Below are 17,297 nucleotides of genomic sequence, written 5' to 3'. Positions count from 1 at the left end.
GCACGTCAGAGCCCGCTTGCCCCGCGCGGCCACCGTCTCTAAACGGGCCGCTTAACCGACAACACGAACGAAACCGGCCCGCCGAACAGCGCCGCCGGCCGTTCGCACGCCAGCGAGCGAGCGAGAGACGACCCTGCACTACGATATGATCAGCCATGACGAACGGGACGCGATGATCCGCGCGTCCTTGATGACTCATGGCGATACCGGGATCACCCCTCGCCACACTTTGTTCTACTTCAACGGCGAAGGCGACCACGACGACCTGAACGAGGTCGCCCGTCGTGCCGGCTTCCTGACCCGGGGGCAGGGCGACTCGACCGTTCTCGAAACGACCACGGCGGTGGACGAAGCCAGCTTCGCCCCCGTCTCGTCGATGACGCAATCCTGGGCCGCAGCCTTCCAGCTCGACTACGACGGCTGGGAATGCGCGGTCGTGACGAACTAAGACCAGAGCGCCATGCCAAAACGTACAGACTTGAAATCCATATTGATTATTGGAGCAGGCCCGATTGTAATCGGGCAGGCGTGCGAGTTTGACTACTCGGGGGTGCAGGCGTGCAAGGCGCTGAAGGCCGAGGGGTACAGGGTCATCCTGGTCAACTCGAACCCGGCGACGATCATGACCGATCCGGACATGGCGGACGCGACCTATATCGAGCCGATCACGCCGGAGTTCGTCGAGCGGATCATCGCCAGGGAACGGCCCGACGCCCTGTTGCCGACGATGGGGGGGCAGACGGCCCTGAACACGGCGCTGGCGCTGGACGCAAACGGGGTGCTGGAGAAGTACGGCGTCGAGATGATCGGGGCGAAGGCCGATGTCATCGACAAGGCCGAGGACCGCCAGAAATTCCGCAACGCCATGGACAAGCTGGGCCTGGAATCGCCGAAGTCCAAGGCCGCCCACAACATGGAAGAGGCGCTGGAGGGGCTGGAATTCGTCGGCCTGCCCGCCGTCATCCGCCCGTCCTTCACCCTCGCCGGCACCGGCGGCGGCATCGCCTTCAACCGCGAGGAGTTCGAGGAGATCGTCCTGCGCGGCCTCGACCTGTCGCCCACCACCGAGGTTCTGATCGAGGAGTCGGTGCTGGGCTGGAAGGAGTATGAGATGGAGGTCGTCCGCGACAAGGCGGACAACTGCATCATCATCTGCTCGATCGAGAACATCGACCCGATGGGCGTGCACACGGGCGACTCCATCACCGTCGCCCCTGCCCTGACCCTGACGGACAAGGAGTACCAGCGCATGCGCACGGGCTCGATCAATGTCCTGCGCGAGATCGGCGTCGAGACCGGCGGATCGAACGTGCAGTGGGCGATCAATCCGGCCGACGGCCGGATGCTGGTGATCGAGATGAACCCGCGCGTGTCGCGGTCATCCGCTCTGGCCTCCAAGGCCACCGGCTTCCCGATCGCCAAGGTCGCGGCGCGTCTGGCCGTGGGGTACACGCTGGACGAACTGACCAACGACATCACCATGGTGACGCCGGCCTCGTTCGAGCCGTCGATCGACTATGTCGTGACCAAGATCCCGCGCTTCGCCTTCGAGAAATATCCGGGGTCGGAGCCCCTGCTGGGCACGTCGATGAAGTCGGTCGGCGAGGTCATGGCCATCGGCCGGACCTTCCAGGAATCGATGCAGAAGGCCCTGCGCGGCCTCGAGACCGGCCTCAGCGGCTTCGACGAGATCGAGATCGAAGGCGTCACTCCGACTCTTGGCGGCCCCGCCGACGACGCCTCCATCCGGGCTGCCGTGGTGCGGGCGCTGGGCATGCCCACGCCCGACCGCATCCGCGTCATCGCGCAAGCCTTCCGCCACGGCCTTTCGGTCGAGGAGGTCAACGCCGCCTGTTCGTATGAGCCGTGGTTCCTGCGCCAGATCGCCGATATCGTGCGCACCGAGGGCCACGTCCGCGTCCAGGGCCTGCCGACCGACCCGACCGAGTTCCGCAAGCTGAAGTCCAAGGGCTTCTCCGACGCCCGTCTGGCGCAGCTGACCGGCGCCACCGAGAAGGCCGTTCGTCACGCCCGTCGCGGCCTGAACGTGCGTCCCGTGTTCAAGCGGATCGACACCTGCGCGGCCGAGTTCGCCTCGGCCACAGCCTATATGTATTCGACCTATGAGACCGGTGCGCTGGGCCAGATTCCGAAGTGTGAATCCGAGCCAACCGACAGAAAAAAGGCGATAATTCTAGGCGGCGGGCCGAACCGGATCGGGCAGGGCATTGAGTTCGATTACTGCTGCTGCCACGCGGCCTTCGCCTTCGCGGACCTCGGCGTCGAGAGCATCATGGTCAACTGCAACCCGGAGACGGTGTCGACCGACTATGACACCTCCGATCGGCTCTACTTCGAGCCGCTGACGGCCGAGGACGTGCTGGAGCTGATCGAGGTCGAGCGCTCCAACGGAAACCTGATCGGCGTCGTCGTCCAGTTCGGCGGCCAGACGCCGCTGAAGCTGGCCCACGCCCTGCACGAGGACGGCATCCCGATCCTGGGCACGTCGCTGGACTCCATCGACCTGGCCGAGGACCGCGAGCGGTTCCAGGTCATGCTGAACGACATCGGCCTGATGCAGCCGCCCAACGGCCTGGCCCGCAGCGCCGAAGAGGCCGCGCAGAAGGCGGACGAGGTCGGCTATCCGGTCGTCCTGCGCCCCTCCTATGTGCTGGGCGGACGCGGGATGATGATCGTCCACGACCGCGAGCAGCTGGACCGTTATGTCGGCGAGGCCATGCGGGTGTCGGGCAACGACCCGGTCCTGATCGATCACTATCTGAACCGCGCCACCGAGGTGGACGTCGACGCCCTGTGCGACGACGAGACGGTCTTCGTGGCCGGGGTGCTGGAACACATCGAGGAAGCGGGCGTCCACTCGGGCGACAGCGCCTGTTCGATGCCGCCGTGGTCGCTGAAGCCCGAGACGGTCGCCGAGCTGAAGCGCCAGACCGAGGCCATGGCGCGTGCCCTCAAGGTGCGCGGCCTGATGAATGTGCAGTTCGCCATCGAGGAGCCGCACAGCGACAACCCGCGCATCTTCGTGCTGGAAGTGAACCCGCGCGCGTCACGCACGGCGCCCTTCGTGGCCAAGACCATCGGCCTGCCCGTCGCCGCCATCGCCGCCAAGGTGATGGCCGGCGTGCCGCTGAAATCCTTCGGGCTGAAGGACGTCCCCTACGACCATATCGCGGTCAAGGAGGCGGTCTTCCCGTTCGCCCGCTTCGCCGGGGTCGACACCATCCTGGGCCCCGAAATGCGGTCGACCGGCGAGGTCATGGGCCTGGACTTTAAGCGTCCGGGCGAGACCGACATGGCCCCGGCGTTCGCGCGCGCCTTCGCCAAGTCCCAGATCGGCGGCGGCACCATCCTGCCGACGGCCGGCTGCGCCTTCGTCTCGGTCAAGGACGACGACAAGCCGTTCATCGTCGAGGCGGTGAAACTGCTGCTGAGCCAGGGGTTCGAGGTCATCGCCACGGGCGGCACCCACACCTACCTGGAGTCCCAGGGCCTGAAGGTCGGCCATGTGAAGAAGGTGCTGGAAGGCCGTCCGAACATCGTTGACGCGATCAAGAACGGCGACGTCCAGCTGGTCATCAACACCACCGAGGGCAAGCAGTCGCTGCAGGACAGCTTCAGCCTGCGTCGGTCGGCCCTGATGACCAAGGTGCCCTACTATACGACCTCGGCGGGGGCCCTGGCGGCGGCCCAGGCGATCGGCGCGATCCAGGCGGACACGCTGGATGTGCGGCCGATCCAGGATTACGCGCACTGATGTCGTTGAGCCGGATCGACCTGTTTCTGGTCCTTCTGGCGCTCGGCAATCTGCATGCGTTCGCACGGTTCTGGCTGGACAAGCGGGCGGCCGGGGCGGGAGCCCGGCGGACGCCCGAACGCGTCCTGTTGGGCGCCGCCTTGTTTGGCGGTTTTGGCGCATGGCTCGGCCAGCATGTGCTGCGTCACAAGACCCGCAAGGAACCGTTCAGAACGCAGCTCGGCCTGACAATTTTCCTGCATCTGGCGGGGGTTGCCAGCGTGGTCTTGTGGTTGCTCGGCGCGGGGACGCCCGGCTGGCCGACAGGCGGATTGCCGTGACTGCGGCCCGCGACCAGTCCCCGACGATTTCGACCAGTCATTGACCGCAGAAACCGGCCAGTTCGACCAGACCGGCTATGCCATTTTCCTGCACATTGCGCCGACTGCGCAATCGAAGCACGGGCTACAGGGCGCGGGCCTGGAGCCGGGCCTTCCAAAGCGCGGCGCGCCGTTTCAGCTCCCCGTCGCGCTCCAGACTGGAGAGGTCGGTCGAAAGCCGATCGAGCTCCTCGAACCTGAAGCCGTCCTCGCCATGCACGCGCCACGCCGACTGAAGCCCGGGGTTGGGATAGCCGCCGACCCTGAGCGAGAACCACAGCCCGTTCCGGTGCGTCTCGACATGAAGACTGCGCCCCACCCAGACTTCGCCTGTGGCGCTGCATATGACGGCAAACACGCTGGCAACGGTCTTGCGCTCCTTGTATGCCGCGATCAGGGCGTTGCGATCCGATTGGGTCATGACGACCTCCTTTTCTACCCGGGTACATATGCCTATTATTTTACCCGGGTAAATAAGAATTGGCGCCGGGCTTGCCTGCGATCCGCCCGGTGGGCTCCGTCTCAGTTCCGCCTGCGACCGTTTTCGACGCAGGCACATGCCAAGCTGTGCGGATGGAACACCATCGTCTGCGCAAATATCGCGGGCCAGAGACCTGGGCGCGGGTCCGGCAGGCCTATATCGCCGGGGAGTCGGCGCCGTCGGTGGCGCGTCGGTTCGACGTCGGCCTGGCCAACCTGCGGCGTCGCGCGATCATCGAGGGTTGGACCCGCAAGACCTATGCCCGTCAGATCGACCTGCAGCCGATCCGGGGCGGGGCGGATGAGCCGGATGGAGGTCTGGAGAGGCTGGTCGAGGCCGGGGAGATCCCACCCGTCAATGCCCACGTCGCCCTTGCCGAGGCGGTGCGCCGCGCGGCCTGGCTGCTGAGCCGGGGCAAGACCGCAGAAGCGACCGCCCAACTCCGCGCGGCGACCGTCCTCGACAAGCTGCGCTGGCGGGCGGACTACGGCAAGACGGGCAGTGGTACGCGCGACTAGATTCCCGCCGCCGCCTCCGGATCCGCTGCGGCGTCACGGCCCTCGACGATCCGCGCGGCCGCCAGATCGGCGGTTACATTGCCGACGGTGCGGAAGATGTCGGGCACGACCTCGACCGCCAGCAGCAGGGGCAGGACCTCCAGAGGCACGCCCATGGCCAGGCAGATCGGGGCGATGGAGGCGAAGAAGCTGACCTGTCCCGGAAGCCCCACGGTGCCGATGCTGACGGCCAGGGCGGCGAGGCCTCCGGCCAGCATGGTGGCGGTGGTGATCTCCGTCCCCGTCAGCTTCGCGACATAGATGACGACGGCCAGGTTCGCGACCGGGCTCGTGATGCGGAAAACGGCTACCGCCAGCGGCAGGACCAGACCCGCAGTCGCCGTCGAGACGCCGAGACGGTCGATCGCGCGCTCGACCATGATCGGCAGGCAGGCGAGTGACGACTGGGTCGAGAAGGCCACCACCTGGGCCGGCGCGGCGCCTTGCGCAAAGCGGCCGAGACCGATCCGGCCGACGACCACGGCCACGACATAGGTCAGAAGGATCAGGCCGATCAGGCTGAGACAGACTAGGGCGATATAGTGGCCCAGCACCCCGGCGGCGCCGAGGCCGGCGCGCAGGCCCACGCCGAGGGCCAGGGCGAAGACGCCCAGCGGAGCCACGGCCAGCACCCACTGGACAATGACGATCATGGTCTGGGCGACCGCCTCGAAGAACAGGGCGACGGGCTGGCGCAGACGGGCGTCGAGCCGGGTGGTGGCGAAGCCGAAGGCGATGGCGAAGACGACGATGGCGAGGATGGCGTCGTCGGCCGCGGCCCGGATCGGGTTGGCGGGGGCGAGACTGGTCAGGAAGGCGCCGAAGCCGCCGCCGCCGACGTTCTCGGCGACCTCGCGCGCGGCCTCGGGCGGGGCACCGGCGAGGAGGGCGGCGGCCCCGTCCGCGCCGATGGGCCACAGGGCATGCAGTCCCAGCGACGAGGCGAAGGCATAAACCGTGGCCCCGAGCAGCAGCAGGGCGAAGACGATCATCGCCTTGAGCGCGAGCCGGCCGGTCGCCGCCGCATCGGCGATGGAGGATATGCCGGTCACCAGCAGGCTGAAGACCAGGGGGATGATCGTCATCCTCAGGGCGTTGAGCCACAGCTGGCCCAGGGCGTCGATCACCGCCACCGTCCCGGTCCCGCCGGGGATGCCCCAGGCCTGGGCCGCGGCGCCCGCCGCCAGGCCTCCGACCAGGGCGACCATCACCCAGAGGCTGAGGGAGGTGAAGATGGCAGCCGTGCGAGATCGGGTCATGACGACGAGGCTAGCACCGGCGTCACGGGACGCCAGCGCGAACCTTCACCGGGGCGTGCTAGGGTTCGTCATGCCTCCCCGCATCGTCCTCGCTACCGCCGGATCGCTCGGCGACCTGCATCCGTTCATCGCCCTGGCGCTGGCGTTGAAGGCGCGGGGGTTCGAGGCGGAGATCGCTTCCTCGCCACAACATGGCGACAAGATCCGGGCCGAGGGCCTGACCTTCCACGCCATCGGCCCGAGCATCGCCGAGCTCGAGGTCATGATGGGGATGACGGAGTTGGAGATCACCGAGGCGGTGACGCGTTCGAGCAGCTTCCTGTTCGAGAAGATGCTGCTGCCGCATCTGGAGCGCGGGGCCCGGCAGTTGCTGGCGGTGGCTCAAGGCGCGGTCGCGATTGTCGGATCGACCTTCGCCGCCGGGGCGGCCATGGCGGCGGATGGTCTCGGCCTGCCCTTCGTTCCGGTCGCGTTGCAGCCGGCCATCGTCTTCTCGGCCTTTGACCCGCCCGCCCTGCCGAACGCGCCGTGGCTGGCGCCGGCGTCGGGCGGGTGGCGACTGGCGCTGAACCGGCTGACCCTCGCGGGCGCGCGGGCCAGGGGCGCGGCTTGGACCGGGCCGGCGGATCGGGTTCGGCAGAGGATGGGTCTGGAGCCGCAGCTGGCCAGTCTGTTGCTCGACGGGCTGAAGAACCGGCCGCTGGCGCTGGGGCTTTATTCACCGCTGCTGGGCCTGCCGCAGGCCGACGCGCCATCTGGGTTCACCGTGACCGGCCATGCCGCCTACGACAGCGAGACCGGCGGGCCGACGCCCTTGTCGCCGGCGCTGCAGGCCTTCCTCGCCGCCGGGCCGGAGCCACTTGTCTTCACCCTGGGGAGCGCGGCGGTGATCGTCCCCGGACGCTTCTATGTCGAGAGCCTGGAGGCGGCCCGGATTCTGGGGCGGCGGGCTGTGCTGCTGGTGGGGCCGAAAGGCGATGTCGGGGTCGCGGACGGGCCGGACGCCCTCGCCGTGGCCTATGCGCCCTATTCGAAGCTGTTCCCACGCGCCGCCGCCGTCGTGCACCAGGGCGGGGTCGGGACGACGCAGCAGGCCCTGCGCGCAGGGCGAACGCAGCTGGTCGTGCCGTTCCTCGGCGACCAGTTCGACGATGCCGCGCGGGTGGTGCGGCTGGGGTGCGGGGCGACACTGGGGCGCAAGCGCTATACGGCGGAGCGGGTGGCTGAAGTACTGGGCGGGGTGCTGGCGAATCCGACGGTGGTCGAGACGGCGAGGCGGATCGGGGTCGTGGCGTCGCGCGAGGATGGGGCGGCGGTGGCGGCGGAGCGGATCATTGCCCTGATCGGTTAGCGATCCGCATTCCCTTTCGTCATCCTCCTGGAAGCGAAGCGAAGACCGGGGATGACGAAAGGAAGGGATCAGGTCCTGGCGGTGGAGATCAGCGCCGCCACCGCATCCGCCGCGCGGTCGAGGTCGGCGTCCAGCACCTCGGTCATCTCCACCCGCCCGATCACCGGCCGGTCGCGCCGCGCGGACATGCGGCGGTAGGCGGGGTCGTAGTGTTCCTCGACCAGGGCGGCGGCGAGTTCGACCGTGCGGCCCTCCCGCGCCATCGCCTTCCAGCCCGCGATCGTCTCCTTCGAATGATGGGGCGGGAGGCGGCCGAGGGCCGTGTCCAGCGCCGCAACGTCGGCGGCGATATCGGCATAGAGCCGGGCGGAGAATCGGGCACGCGCCTCGACGGGCGCGCTCAGCTCGATCACCGGGGCGCGGCCCATAGCCGACCACAGGGTGGGCGGGATTGTGCGGGCGCCGATGCGGCTGGACTCGGCCTCGACGACCACCGGGCGCGTCGGGTCGAGGGTCCCAAGCGCCTCGAACAGACGGCTCTCGAACAGTTTCTGCGACGGCTGGGGACGGCCGGTCGCGCCGAACAGGGAGCCGCGATGCCCGGCCAGACCCTCCAGGTCGATCGCCTGCATGCCGCGTTCGGCGAGGCGTGGCAGCAGCGCGGTCTTGCCGGAGCCGGTGCCGCCGTCGAGCAGGATGACGGACCATGCGGCCTCGCCATACAGGACCGCCTGGACAGTGCGCCGCCAGGTCATGTAGCCGCCGTCAAGCACGGTCACCGGCCAGCCGATCTGATCCATCACGGCGACCATGGCCCCCGACCTCTGGCCCCCGCGCCAGCAGTGGACCAGGGGGCGGAAGCTCCCGTCGCGATCCTTCAGCGCCCCGTCGAGATGGGCGGCGATGTTGCGGGCGACCTTCGCCGCGCCGATCCGGCGGGCGAGAAATTTGGACTGCTGCACATAGATGGTCCCGACCTCGGCCCGTTCGGCGTCGTCGAGGACCGGAAGGTTGATGGCGCCGGGGATGTGGTCCTCGGCGAACTCGGCGGGGCTGCGCACGTCAATGATGGCGTCGAAGCCGGCCCGGGCCTCGGGAGACAGATCGGTGGTGCGGCGGATCAAACGACCCGCACCCCGGCGCCCTCGACGACGCGGCCGACGACGGCGGCCTGGTCGAAGCCGGCCGCGTGGATCGTCGCCAGCGTGGTCCCGGCTGCCTCGGTCGCGACGGCGACGAGAAGCCCGCCCGAGGTCTGGGGGTCGGTGAGCAGGTCGCGGCGCCAGTCGTCGAACCCGGTCGGCAGAGCGATCTCCTCGGCGCAGGACGCCCAGTTGCGGCCCGAGGCGCCGGTGCGGACGCCGTCCCGGGCAAGCGCCTCGACACCCTCCAGCAGGGGCGCGGCCCCCGCATCCAGCTCGATGCCCAGCCCCGAGCCGCGCGCCATCTCCAGCGCATGGCCCAGCAAGCCGAAGCCGGTCACGTCGGTCATGGCGTGGACGCCGTCGGTCCCGGCCAGATCGGCGCCGACGGCGTTCAGCCTCGTGGTCGAAGCGATGAGCGCTGCATACCCGGCCGCGTCCAGCCGCTCCTGCTTGAGCGCGGCCGACAGCACGCCAACGCCGAGACCCTTGGTCAGGATCAGGACGTCCCCTGCCCGCGCCCCGCGATTGGTCAGGACCCGGTCGGGATGGACGAGACCCAGCGCCACCAGTCCATAGATCGGCTCCACGCTGTCGATCGAATGGCCGCCGGCGACGGGGATGCCCGCCTCGGCGCAGACGCTGGCGCCGCCCGCGAGGATCCGGCCGATGGTGTCGGTCGACAGGACATTCACCGGCATCCCGACCAGGGCCAGGGCGAAGATGGGCCGCCCGCCCATCGCATAGACATCCGACAGGGCGTTGGTCGCCGCGATCCGCCCGAAATCGAACGGGTCGTCGACCACCGGCATGAAGAAGTCGGTCGTCGCCACCAGCGCCTGCTGATCGTTCAGACGCCAGACGGCCGCGTCGTCGGAGGTCTCGGTCCCGACCATCAGGTTGGCGAAGGCGGCGGCCTGCGGGGTCTTCGACAGGATGTCGCGCAACACGCCGGGCGAGAGCTTGCAGCCGCAGCCTCCGCCATGGGCCAGGGAGGTCAGGCGGGGTTCGGGCGTAGTCATGGGTCCGGTGTGGGCGAAAGCACGCAGGGTTTCAATCGCGGTGAACCTGGGCCGTGCGCAGCCGTTGTGTTCGCGTATCAAAGGAGACGTCCCATGGCCCTGTCCCGTATCGCCACCGTCATCGGCGGCCTTCTGTTGTCGAAGGGCGCGCGCGGCTTCGCCGGTCGGCATGCCGGCAAGCTGGCGCTGGCCACCCTGGCCTATGAGCTGTGGCAGAGCCGGCGCACGGGCGTGGCGCCGAACCCAAAACGGGGCGCCGGTCAGGCTCAGGCGCAGGGACGTCCGCGTCGGCGGTGGAGTGGGCGCACGCGCTGACGGCCCTTGCCCTCCCCGGCGTCAACATCGCTAAGGTGATCCGAACTCGCGGAGCCGCGCCATGATCGTCGTCCACCACCTGAACAACTCCCGTTCCCAGCGCGTGCTGTGGGTGCTGGAGGAGATGGGGCTGGACTATGAGGTGAAGCGCTACGAGCGGAACGCCGACACCATGCTGGCCCCGCCCGAGCTGCGCGCCATCCATCCGCTGGGCAAGTCGCCGGTGATCCAGGACGGGGATGTCGTCGTCGCCGAGACCGGGGCAATCATGGAATATCTGCTGGCGACCTATCCGGGGCACGGGCTGCGGCCGACGGCAGGGACGGCGAACGGGCGGCGGTTCACCTACTGGCTGCACTACGCCGAGGGGTCGGCGATGACGCCGCTGCTGCTCAAACTGGTGTTCGGGGCCCTGCCGGCCCGGTCGCCGGGCCTCGTCCGGCCGCTGGTCAAGGCAATCTCGAACAAGGCGCAGTCCAGCTTCATCGACCCGCAGATCGCGGCCCATACCGCCTATTGGGAGGGCGAGTTGTCGAAATCGCCCTGGTTCGCCGGCGAGGCCTTCTCGGCCGCCGACATCATGATGAGCTTCCCGCTGGAAGCCGGGGCCAGCCGCGCGCCCTACGGTCCGGACAAGCCGAAGCTGAAGGCCTTCCTGCAGACCATCCATGCCCGGCCGGCCTATCAGAGGGCGCTGGAGCGCGGCGGGCCCTACGCCTACGCCTGAACCCGTTGCGGGACTCGCAACCCGCAATAGACGGGCGCGTTATGCGGACATGCGTTTGAAAACCCTACAGATCGCGGCCGGCCTCGGCGCGGCCATCGCCTTTCTTCTCGCCTTCATGGCCGCGGGTGCCCTGCTGGCCTCGCTTCTGTTCGCGATCATCGGCGCCGCCCTGGTCGCCTGGATCGCCTACGGGGTGGCGAAAACCCTGCTGGATCGGCGTCTGTCGCAGAATCGTCACCGCGCCCTGCCACCATCGGCGAGCTGATCCAGCCGACCGCTTCCCGGCTGGACCTTGAGTTTCCGCCCTAGGCGCCCTAGCTTCTTCGGCCGGTCGCGCGCGCCCAGCGACCAGCGTATTCGCCAGAGTTTCTCTTAAGTCCCCTCTCCGGTTTACCGGGCGACAAGTCAGAAAATCACGACCACATGGAAAAAGTGCCGATGACGGCCGAGGGTTACCGCTCCCTCGACGATCAGCTTAAGCAATTGAAGTCGGTGGAACGTCCCAGCGTTATCGCGGCGATTTCGGAGGCCCGCGAACACGGCGACCTATCGGAAAACGCCGAGTATCACGCGGCCAAGGAACGCCAAGGCTGGATCGAAGGCTCGATCGCGGACATCGAGGACAAGATCAGCCGCGCCCAGGTCATCGACGTGACCAAGCTCAGCGGCGACCAGGTCAAGTTCGGAGCCACGGTCACCGTGGTCGACGAGGACACCGAGGAAGAAGGCCGCTACCAGATCGTCGGCGAGCACGAGGCCGACGTGAAGGCGGGCAAGATCTCCATCTCCTCGCCCATCGCCCGTGCCATGATCTCCAAGGCCGTCGGCGACACCGTCGAGGTGAACACCCCCGGCGGCGTGAAGGCCTACGAAATCCTCAAGGTCGAGTGGAAGTAGGGCCAAAGCCCCTTCGTATCGCGGTCGTCTCGGACGGCCGCGCCGGCATGGAAAATCAGGCGCTCGGCCTCGCCGAGGCGGTCGCGCGTCTGACTCCTGCACACATCGACGTGAAACGGGTGCGCTGGCGGTCGGCCCTCGACTGGCTGCCGGTCGCGCTGAAGGCGCGGTGGATGCTGGCGTCCGCCGCGCCCTTCCCAGCCGAAGGCGAGCCCTGGCCGGACCTGTGGATCGCGACGGGCCGGGCGACCCTGCCTCTGTCGCTGGCCGTGCGGCGGTTAAGCGGCGGCAAGACCTTCGTCGTCCAGACCCAGGATCCGCGCCTCAACCCGGCTCTTTTCGATCTGGTCGTGGCGCCGGCGCACGACAGCCTGACCGGGACCAGGGTCGTTTCGATCACCGGCTCACCCCACCGCATCACGCCCGAGACCCTGGCCGAGGCCGCCCCGGCCTTCGCCGGGCGCCTGGACGTCCTGCCCCGCCCTCGGGTCGCCATCCTGATCGGGGGCAGGTCCAAGGCCTTCGACCTGACGCCGGACCATGCCGCGACGCTGGCCGACCGGATCGCGGCGGCCGTAAGGGCATCGGGCGGATCGCTGATGCTGACCTTCTCCCGCAGAACGCCCGAGGCGGCGAAGGCGGTCATGACCGGGCGGCTGAGCGACCTGCCTGGCTGGATCTGGGATGGTGAGGGCGCGAACCCGCTGTTCGCCTTCCTGAACGCCGCCGACCATATCCTGGTCACCGAGGACAGCGCCAACATGGCCGCCGAGGCCGCCTCGACGGGCAAGCCGGTTCACGTCCTGGCAATGGTGGCGCTCAAGGCCCCGGGCAAGTTCGCGCGTCTGCATGCCGACCTGGAAGCCAGGGGCGCAGCGCGACCGTTCGACGGATCGCTGGAGACATGGACCTATGCGCCGCTGGCCGAGACGGATCGGGCCGCGCGGGAATTACTGAGGGCGATGGGGCGCTAGACGTCAGTCACCCCCACCGCCGCCGTCCCCGCCGTCGTCCGCCCCATCGGCCTTCGACCGGCCGCCGCTGCCGCCGCTGCCGCTGCCGCTGCCGCCGTCGGCGTAGCTCCCCCCGCCGTCCCCGTCGCCCTTGCGCTTCGCCTTGTCCCGCGCGTCCAGCGCGCCTCCGAGGATGAGGCCCAGGGCCACCCCGACGCCGATGCCGATCACCAGATTGCCCATCGCGACCCCGATGGCGGCGCCGACGCCCACACCGATGGCGAGCCCGACCCCGATGAAGCTTCGTTGCGGCTGAACGTCCATCTGTCATCTCTCCACGGTTTTCCGTCGCCCGGGACATCGCATGGGGCGGAATCAGAGACTAGATAGCACTCATGAGCACTCCGAGAACGATCCGCGTCGCCGTCATCGGCTCCGGCCCCGCCGGTTGGACAGCCGCCATCTATGCGGCCCGCGCCAACCTGAACCCGGTCGTCATCGCCGGCATCCAGCCGGGCGGCCAGCTGACCATCACCACCGACGTCGAAAACTATCCCGGTTTCGCCGAGGCCATCCAGGGTCCCTGGCTGATGGAGCAGATGAAGGCCCAGGCCCTGCACGTCGGCACAGAGGTCATCGAGGACATCGTCGTCTCCTGCGACCTGTCGCAGCGGCCGTTCCGGCTGAAGCTGGACTCAGGGACCGAGCTGCTGGCAGAGACAGTCATCATCTCCACCGGCGCCCAGGCGAAATGGCTGGGGCTGGAGAGCGAGCAGAAATACCAGGGCTTCGGCGTCTCGGCCTGCGCGACCTGCGACGGCTTCTTCTATCGCGGCAAGAACGTCATCGTGGTCGGCGGCGGGAATACGGCGGTCGAGGAGGCGCTGTTCCTGACCAACTTCGCCGCCAAGGTGACCGTCGTGCACCGCAAGGACGAGTTCCGGGCCGAGAAGATCCTGCAGGACCGGCTGTTCGCCAATCCCAAGGTCGAGGTGATCTGGAACCATGCGGTCGACGAAATCCTGGGACGGTCGGACGGAATCGCCTCGAACGTCACGGGGGTGCGACTGAAGCACGCCCTGACTGGCGCGACGCAGGAGGTCCAGGCCGACGGCGTCTTCATCGCCATCGGCCACTCGCCGTCGTCGGAGCTGTTCCAGGGCCAGCTGGAGACCAAGCAGGGCGGCTATCTGATGGTGACGCCCGGCACGACGGCGACCAATGTCGAGGGCTGCTACGCCGCCGGCGACGTCACAGACGACGTCTATCGCCAGGCCGTGACCGCCGCCGGCATGGGATGCATGGCGGCGCTGGAGGCGGTGCGCTTCCTCGCCGAGGAAGACCACGCGAAAGCGCACCACCCGATCAGCCACCACGAGGCGGAGAAGATCGGGGTCTGGTGACCCCGATCCAATGGGTCAGGCGTCGCTCGCTGTCGTCAGATCCGCCAGGTCCGTGTCCGACAGCGTCAGCGTGGCGGCCTTCAGCGTGTCGTTCAGCTGATCCAGCGATGTCGCGCTGACGATGGGAGCGGTGACGCCCGGGCGGCTCAGCAGCCAGGCCAATGCGACCTGGGCGGGCGTCGCCTCGTTGCGCTGGGCGACGGCGTCGAGCACCGCCAGGATGCGGACGCCGCGTTCGTTGAAGTGATCCTTCAACATGCCGCCGCCTCGCTTCGAGGCGTCGGCGTCGGCGACCGTCTTGTATTTCCCGCTGAGGAAGCCGCTCTCGAGGCTGAAATAGGTGATGACGCCAAGACCCTCGGCGACGGCCAGGTCCTGCTGTTCACCCTCGAAGGTCGAGCGGCTGTAGAGGTTGTAGTGTGGCTGCACCGTCTCGTAGCGCGGCAGGCCTTTATCGGCGGCCACATCCAGCGCCTCGCGCATCCTGGCGGCGTCGTGGTTGGAGGCGCCGATAGCCCTCACCTTGCCGGCCTGGATCAGCCGCTCATAGGCGCGCAAGGTTTCTTCGGACGGGGTTGTCTTGTCCATCCAGTGCGACTGGTAGAGGTCGATCACATCCGTCTGGAGCCGACGCAAACTGTCCTCGACCGCGCGCTCGATCCAGCGGGGCGAAAGGTCGTTGCGGGTGTCATCGCCGTTCTGGCCCATGGTCGATCCGACCTTGGTCAGGATCAGGACATCGTCGCGACGCCTGCGCGCCTTAAGCCATTCGCCGATGATGGTTTCACTCTCGCCGCCGGAGTTGCCGGGGACCCAGCGCGAATAGGCATCGGCGGTGTCGATGGCGTTGAAGCCGGCGCCGACGAATGCGTCGAGAATCTCGAACGACTTCGCCTTGTCGATGGTCCAGCCGAAGACATTGCCTCCGAACACGAGGGGCGCGGTCTCCAGACCGCTCTTGCCGAGGGCGCGTTTCTTCGGATCGGACATGAAAAAGGGCTCCGTTTCGGGGAGCCCTTCAGGTGGTCAGCCGAGCCTCAGCCCGCAACCGTCGTCAGCCGAACAACTGCAATTCCGGCGGCGCATATTCGACCGGCCGACCGGTCCGACGACCCAGCGCATAGTCGACCGCCGTCTGGACCGCGCGCTCGTCGGTCGGCTTGGACAGGACGCCGATGGTGCCGGCCACGCCCTCGCGAACCATTCCGGTATTGGCGGTCATGAAGAGGACGGTCACCCCCCGCTCCTGACCGAGCTCACGGCCAAGGTCGATGCCGGTCGGACCGTCGGACAGGTGGATATCGACCAGGGCCAGATCGATGTCGTTCTCGGCCGCGACAGACCGTGCGCTGTTCGCATCGGCGACGGTGGCGACGACGTCATGACCCAGGTCCTCCAGCACAAAGCGGAGTTCCATCGCCACAAGGGCTTCGTCTTCAATTATCAGGATACGCGCGGTCATGGCCTTGTTGTGTCGGTTATCAGGCTCTCGTAACGCCGAGATGACCGTCCGGTTCACTTCTTTCCTAGTGCGGCGCGGCGCCGGGATAGCGCCGTTGCGGGGAGGTCCGCCTCGAGGATCAAACCCCCTGGCTCCCACCTTCGTTCCAACTTTCCGCCCAGCTGCCCTTTGACCGAAAGCGACGCCAGGGCCGAGCCAAACCCTTGCCGGACCGGCTTTTCGAGGATGGGAGGGCCGCCACGCTCCGTCCAGGTCAGGATGAATCGATCTCCGTCGTTGCGCGTACGCAACAGTACAGTTCCCCCCGCCGCGGACAGGGCGCCGTATTTGGCGGCGTTGGTCGCAAGTTCGTGGAACAGCAGGGCGACAGAGGTCGCGGCCTGATCGTCGAAGGTCGCGTCCTCGCCCTCGAGCGCCACGCGGGACCGCCCGCTGGCGTCGACGTAGGGCTTGAACAGGGCGCCCAGGAAGGTGTGGAGCGTCGTGTCGCCGATCAGCGGCTGGGACACCTCGGAGTGCGGGCGGACGAACTCATGGGCGCGGGCCAGGGCATTGACCCGGTCGCGCACCGAGCCGGCGAACGCCCTGGCCTCCGGATGCTCCCGCGCCGACAGGGCGATCAGGGACGAGACCACGGCGAAGATGTTCTTGATCCGGTGGCTCAGTTCCTGGCTCAGCAGGTCCTTGCCCGCTTCCGATCGCTTGAGGTCCTCGATGTCGGTGCAGGTGCCGAACCAACGGGTGATCTCGCCCGCCTCATTGCGGATCGGCGTCGCTCGTCCAAGCGTCCAGCGATAGACGCCGTCGGCGCGCCGCAGCCGGTATTCGATCTCGTAAAGGTCGCCCGTCTCGAGCGAGTGGCCCCAGGCCTCCCAGGCGCGCGTCCGGTCGTCCGGATGGAACATGCCGTTCCAGGCCTCGCCGTCGGTCGAGCCGGCCGGCACGCCGGTGAACTCGTACCAGCGGGCGTTGTAGTAGTCGTGGAAGCCGTCGGGTTGGGCCGACCAGACCATCTGGGGCATGGACTCGGCGATGGCCCGGAATTTGGACTCGCTCTCCGCCAGGGCGATGACGCCCTCCTCCCGCTCGCTGATTGCGCGACGTAATTCCAGTTGGGCCATGACCTGACGGGCCAGAACGTCCAGCGTCTCGGCCTGCAGCGGCGTCAGCCCCTCGGGCCGGGTCTGGACGTCCAGGACGCAGAGGGTGCCGAGTGCGTGGCCGTCGGCGCTCTTCAGGAGTCGCCCGGCGTAGAAGCGCAGGCCAGCCTCCCCCGTCACCAGTGGATTGCCTTCGAACCGGGCATCCCGGGTCGCGTCGGGAATGACCATCCCATCCTCCTGCAGCAGAGCATGGGCGCAGAAGGAGGTGTCGAGCGGTGTTTCGCGCACGCCGAGGCCTGTCTCGGCCTTGAACCATTGACGGCCCTGGTCGATCAGATTGACCACTGCGATGGGCGTGTCGCAGATCCGTGACGCCAGCCTGACGATGTCATCGAACGCCTGCTCGGGCTCCGTGTCGAGAATCCCGTAAGCCTGCAGCGCGATGAGCCTTTCGGCTTCGTTCCAGGGCAGGGCTGCGGCGGTCAAGGCGA

19 protein-coding genes are annotated in these 17,297 nt (G+C 68.1%); 11 read left to right on the top strand and 8 right to left on the bottom strand.

Going from position 1 to position 17,297, the window contains the following annotated elements; genetic code table 11:
* The first annotated feature begins 145 nt into the window (after positions 1–145).
* From ACP7AU_RS04000 to ACP7AU_RS03990, 3 genes are read left to right on the top strand one after another with little or no spacing between them, the layout of a single operon-like run.
* Entirely contained in the window at positions 146–448 is a 303-nt protein-coding gene (locus ACP7AU_RS04000; protein ID WP_426050586.1) for a hypothetical protein, read from the top strand.
* A gap of 12 nt (positions 449–460) precedes the next feature.
* A complete protein-coding gene (gene carB, locus ACP7AU_RS03995; protein WP_426050585.1) occupies positions 461–3,775 on the top strand; it encodes a carbamoyl-phosphate synthase large subunit in 3,315 nt (1,104 codons plus the stop codon).
* Positions 3,775–4,095, top strand: coding sequence for a DUF1294 domain-containing protein (locus tag ACP7AU_RS03990; protein ID WP_426050584.1), 321 nt, complete (start codon positions 3,775–3,777; stop codon positions 4,093–4,095). The genes carB and ACP7AU_RS03990 overlap by 1 nt, the downstream gene beginning before the upstream one ends.
* Positions 4,096–4,219: 124 nt before the next feature.
* On the opposite strand, the gene ACP7AU_RS03985 is transcribed toward ACP7AU_RS03990, so the two are convergent.
* A complete protein-coding gene (locus tag ACP7AU_RS03985) occupies positions 4,220–4,555 on the bottom strand; it encodes a GIY-YIG nuclease family protein (protein WP_426050583.1) in 336 nt (111 codons plus the stop codon).
* Between the two features lie 152 nt (positions 4,556–4,707).
* On the opposite strand from ACP7AU_RS03985, the gene ACP7AU_RS03980 reads away from it, so the two are divergent.
* Entirely contained in the window at positions 4,708–5,133 is a 426-nt protein-coding gene (locus ACP7AU_RS03980) for a hypothetical protein (protein WP_426036363.1), read from the top strand.
* Here the strand turns inward: ACP7AU_RS03980 and ACP7AU_RS03975 are convergent.
* On the bottom strand, positions 5,130–6,431 hold the full coding sequence (locus tag ACP7AU_RS03975) for a dicarboxylate/amino acid:cation symporter (protein WP_426036361.1): 1,302 nt from the start codon (positions 6,429–6,431) through the stop codon (positions 5,130–5,132). The genes ACP7AU_RS03980 and ACP7AU_RS03975 overlap by 4 nt on opposite strands.
* A gap of 70 nt (positions 6,432–6,501) precedes the next feature.
* On the opposite strand from ACP7AU_RS03975, the gene ACP7AU_RS03970 reads away from it, so the two are divergent.
* A complete protein-coding gene (locus ACP7AU_RS03970; protein ID WP_426050582.1) occupies positions 6,502–7,782 on the top strand; it encodes a glycosyltransferase in 1,281 nt (426 codons plus the stop codon).
* A gap of 68 nt (positions 7,783–7,850) precedes the next feature.
* Here the strand turns inward: ACP7AU_RS03970 and mnmH are convergent, their stop codons facing one another.
* The gene (mnmH, locus tag ACP7AU_RS03965) at positions 7,851–8,906 is read right to left on the bottom strand and encodes a tRNA 2-selenouridine(34) synthase MnmH (RefSeq protein WP_426036357.1); all 1,056 of its coding nucleotides are present in this window, start codon (positions 8,904–8,906) and stop codon (positions 7,851–7,853) included.
* Positions 8,903–9,946: a selenide, water dikinase SelD gene (selD, locus tag ACP7AU_RS03960; RefSeq protein WP_426050581.1), complete on the bottom strand. Its 1,044-nt coding sequence runs from the start codon at positions 9,944–9,946 to the stop codon at positions 8,903–8,905. Before selD ends, mnmH begins: the two co-directional genes overlap by 4 nt.
* Positions 9,947–10,039: 93 nt before the next feature.
* Between selD and ACP7AU_RS03955 the strand changes: the two genes are divergently transcribed.
* From ACP7AU_RS03955 to ACP7AU_RS03935, 5 genes are all read left to right on the top strand, one after another.
* Entirely contained in the window at positions 10,040–10,261 is a 222-nt protein-coding gene (locus ACP7AU_RS03955) for a cysteine protease (RefSeq protein ID WP_426036353.1), read from the top strand.
* 61 nt (positions 10,262–10,322) lie between these two features.
* Positions 10,323–10,988, top strand: coding sequence for a glutathione S-transferase family protein (locus tag ACP7AU_RS03950; protein ID WP_426036351.1), 666 nt, complete (start codon positions 10,323–10,325; stop codon positions 10,986–10,988).
* A 49-nt stretch (positions 10,989–11,037) separates the two neighbouring features.
* A complete protein-coding gene (locus tag ACP7AU_RS03945; protein WP_426050580.1) occupies positions 11,038–11,253 on the top strand; it encodes a hypothetical protein in 216 nt (71 codons plus the stop codon).
* 158 nt (positions 11,254–11,411) lie between these two features.
* Positions 11,412–11,885: a transcription elongation factor GreA gene (greA, locus tag ACP7AU_RS03940; protein WP_303696479.1), complete on the top strand. Its 474-nt coding sequence runs from the start codon at positions 11,412–11,414 to the stop codon at positions 11,883–11,885.
* On the top strand, positions 11,876–12,859 hold the full coding sequence (locus tag ACP7AU_RS03935) for a mitochondrial fission ELM1 family protein (protein WP_426050579.1): 984 nt from the start codon (positions 11,876–11,878) through the stop codon (positions 12,857–12,859). Before greA ends, ACP7AU_RS03935 begins: the two co-directional genes overlap by 10 nt.
* A 3-nt stretch (positions 12,860–12,862) precedes the next feature.
* Here ACP7AU_RS03935 and ACP7AU_RS03930 read toward each other — a convergent pair whose 3' ends face one another.
* A complete protein-coding gene (locus ACP7AU_RS03930; protein WP_426050578.1) occupies positions 12,863–13,162 on the bottom strand; it encodes a hypothetical protein in 300 nt (99 codons plus the stop codon).
* A 71-nt stretch (positions 13,163–13,233) separates the two neighbouring features.
* On the opposite strand from ACP7AU_RS03930, the gene trxB reads away from it, so the two are divergent.
* Positions 13,234–14,241 (top strand): thioredoxin-disulfide reductase, encoded by a 1,008-nt coding sequence (gene trxB / locus ACP7AU_RS03925; protein ID WP_426050577.1) that lies wholly within the window; start codon positions 13,234–13,236, stop codon positions 14,239–14,241.
* 15 nt (positions 14,242–14,256) lie between these two features.
* Here the strand turns inward: trxB and ACP7AU_RS03920 are convergent, their stop codons facing one another.
* The 3 genes from ACP7AU_RS03920 to ACP7AU_RS03910 all read right to left on the bottom strand — a co-directional run bounded on the left by ACP7AU_RS03920 (position 14,257) and on the right by ACP7AU_RS03910 (position 17,292).
* The gene (locus ACP7AU_RS03920; RefSeq protein WP_426036341.1) at positions 14,257–15,231 is read right to left on the bottom strand and encodes an aldo/keto reductase; all 975 of its coding nucleotides are present in this window, start codon (positions 15,229–15,231) and stop codon (positions 14,257–14,259) included.
* A 64-nt stretch (positions 15,232–15,295) separates the two neighbouring features.
* Positions 15,296–15,703 carry a response regulator gene (locus ACP7AU_RS03915; RefSeq protein ID WP_426050576.1) on the bottom strand — a complete coding sequence of 136 codons (408 nt, stop codon included), beginning with the start codon at positions 15,701–15,703 and terminating at the stop codon, positions 15,296–15,298.
* Positions 15,704–15,756: 53 nt separating this feature from the next.
* A complete protein-coding gene (locus tag ACP7AU_RS03910; RefSeq protein ID WP_426050575.1) occupies positions 15,757–17,292 on the bottom strand; it encodes a sensor histidine kinase in 1,536 nt (511 codons plus the stop codon).
* Positions 17,293–17,297 lie beyond the last annotated feature (5 nt).

This window comes from Brevundimonas sp. SL161, assembly GCF_049896985.1.
Classification (GTDB): Bacteria; Pseudomonadota; Alphaproteobacteria; order Caulobacterales; family Caulobacteraceae; genus Brevundimonas.
Note: the sequence above shows the minus strand (reverse complement) of the source record. Positions and strands in the feature narration are given on the sequence as shown.

Coding starts and splice junctions, on each gene's coding strand:
- ACP7AU_RS03975 (WP_426036361.1), bottom strand. CDS start 6,431: ATGACCCGATCTCGCACGGCTGCCATCTTCACCTCCCTCAGCCTCTGG.
- greA (WP_303696479.1), top strand. CDS start 11,412: ATGGAAAAAGTGCCGATGACGGCCGAGGGTTACCGCTCCCTCGACGAT.
- carB (WP_426050585.1), top strand. CDS start 461: ATGCCAAAACGTACAGACTTGAAATCCATATTGATTATTGGAGCAGGC.
- selD (WP_426050581.1), bottom strand. CDS start 9,946: ATGACTACGCCCGAACCCCGCCTGACCTCCCTGGCCCATGGCGGAGGC.
- ACP7AU_RS03955 (WP_426036353.1), top strand. CDS start 10,040: ATGGCCCTGTCCCGTATCGCCACCGTCATCGGCGGCCTTCTGTTGTCG.
- ACP7AU_RS03970 (WP_426050582.1), top strand. CDS start 6,502: ATGCCTCCCCGCATCGTCCTCGCTACCGCCGGATCGCTCGGCGACCTG.
- ACP7AU_RS03985 (WP_426050583.1), bottom strand. CDS start 4,555: ATGACCCAATCGGATCGCAACGCCCTGATCGCGGCATACAAGGAGCGC.
- trxB (WP_426050577.1), top strand. CDS start 13,234: ATGAGCACTCCGAGAACGATCCGCGTCGCCGTCATCGGCTCCGGCCCC.
- ACP7AU_RS03990 (WP_426050584.1), top strand. CDS start 3,775: ATGTCGTTGAGCCGGATCGACCTGTTTCTGGTCCTTCTGGCGCTCGGC.
- ACP7AU_RS03915 (WP_426050576.1), bottom strand. CDS start 15,703: ATGACCGCGCGTATCCTGATAATTGAAGACGAAGCCCTTGTGGCGATG.
- ACP7AU_RS03930 (WP_426050578.1), bottom strand. CDS start 13,162: ATGGACGTTCAGCCGCAACGAAGCTTCATCGGGGTCGGGCTCGCCATC.
- ACP7AU_RS03920 (WP_426036341.1), bottom strand. CDS start 15,231: ATGTCCGATCCGAAGAAACGCGCCCTCGGCAAGAGCGGTCTGGAGACC.
- ACP7AU_RS03980 (WP_426036363.1), top strand. CDS start 4,708: ATGGAACACCATCGTCTGCGCAAATATCGCGGGCCAGAGACCTGGGCG.
- ACP7AU_RS03950 (WP_426036351.1), top strand. CDS start 10,323: ATGATCGTCGTCCACCACCTGAACAACTCCCGTTCCCAGCGCGTGCTG.
- ACP7AU_RS04000 (WP_426050586.1), top strand. CDS start 146: ATGATCAGCCATGACGAACGGGACGCGATGATCCGCGCGTCCTTGATG.
- ACP7AU_RS03945 (WP_426050580.1), top strand. CDS start 11,038: ATGCGTTTGAAAACCCTACAGATCGCGGCCGGCCTCGGCGCGGCCATC.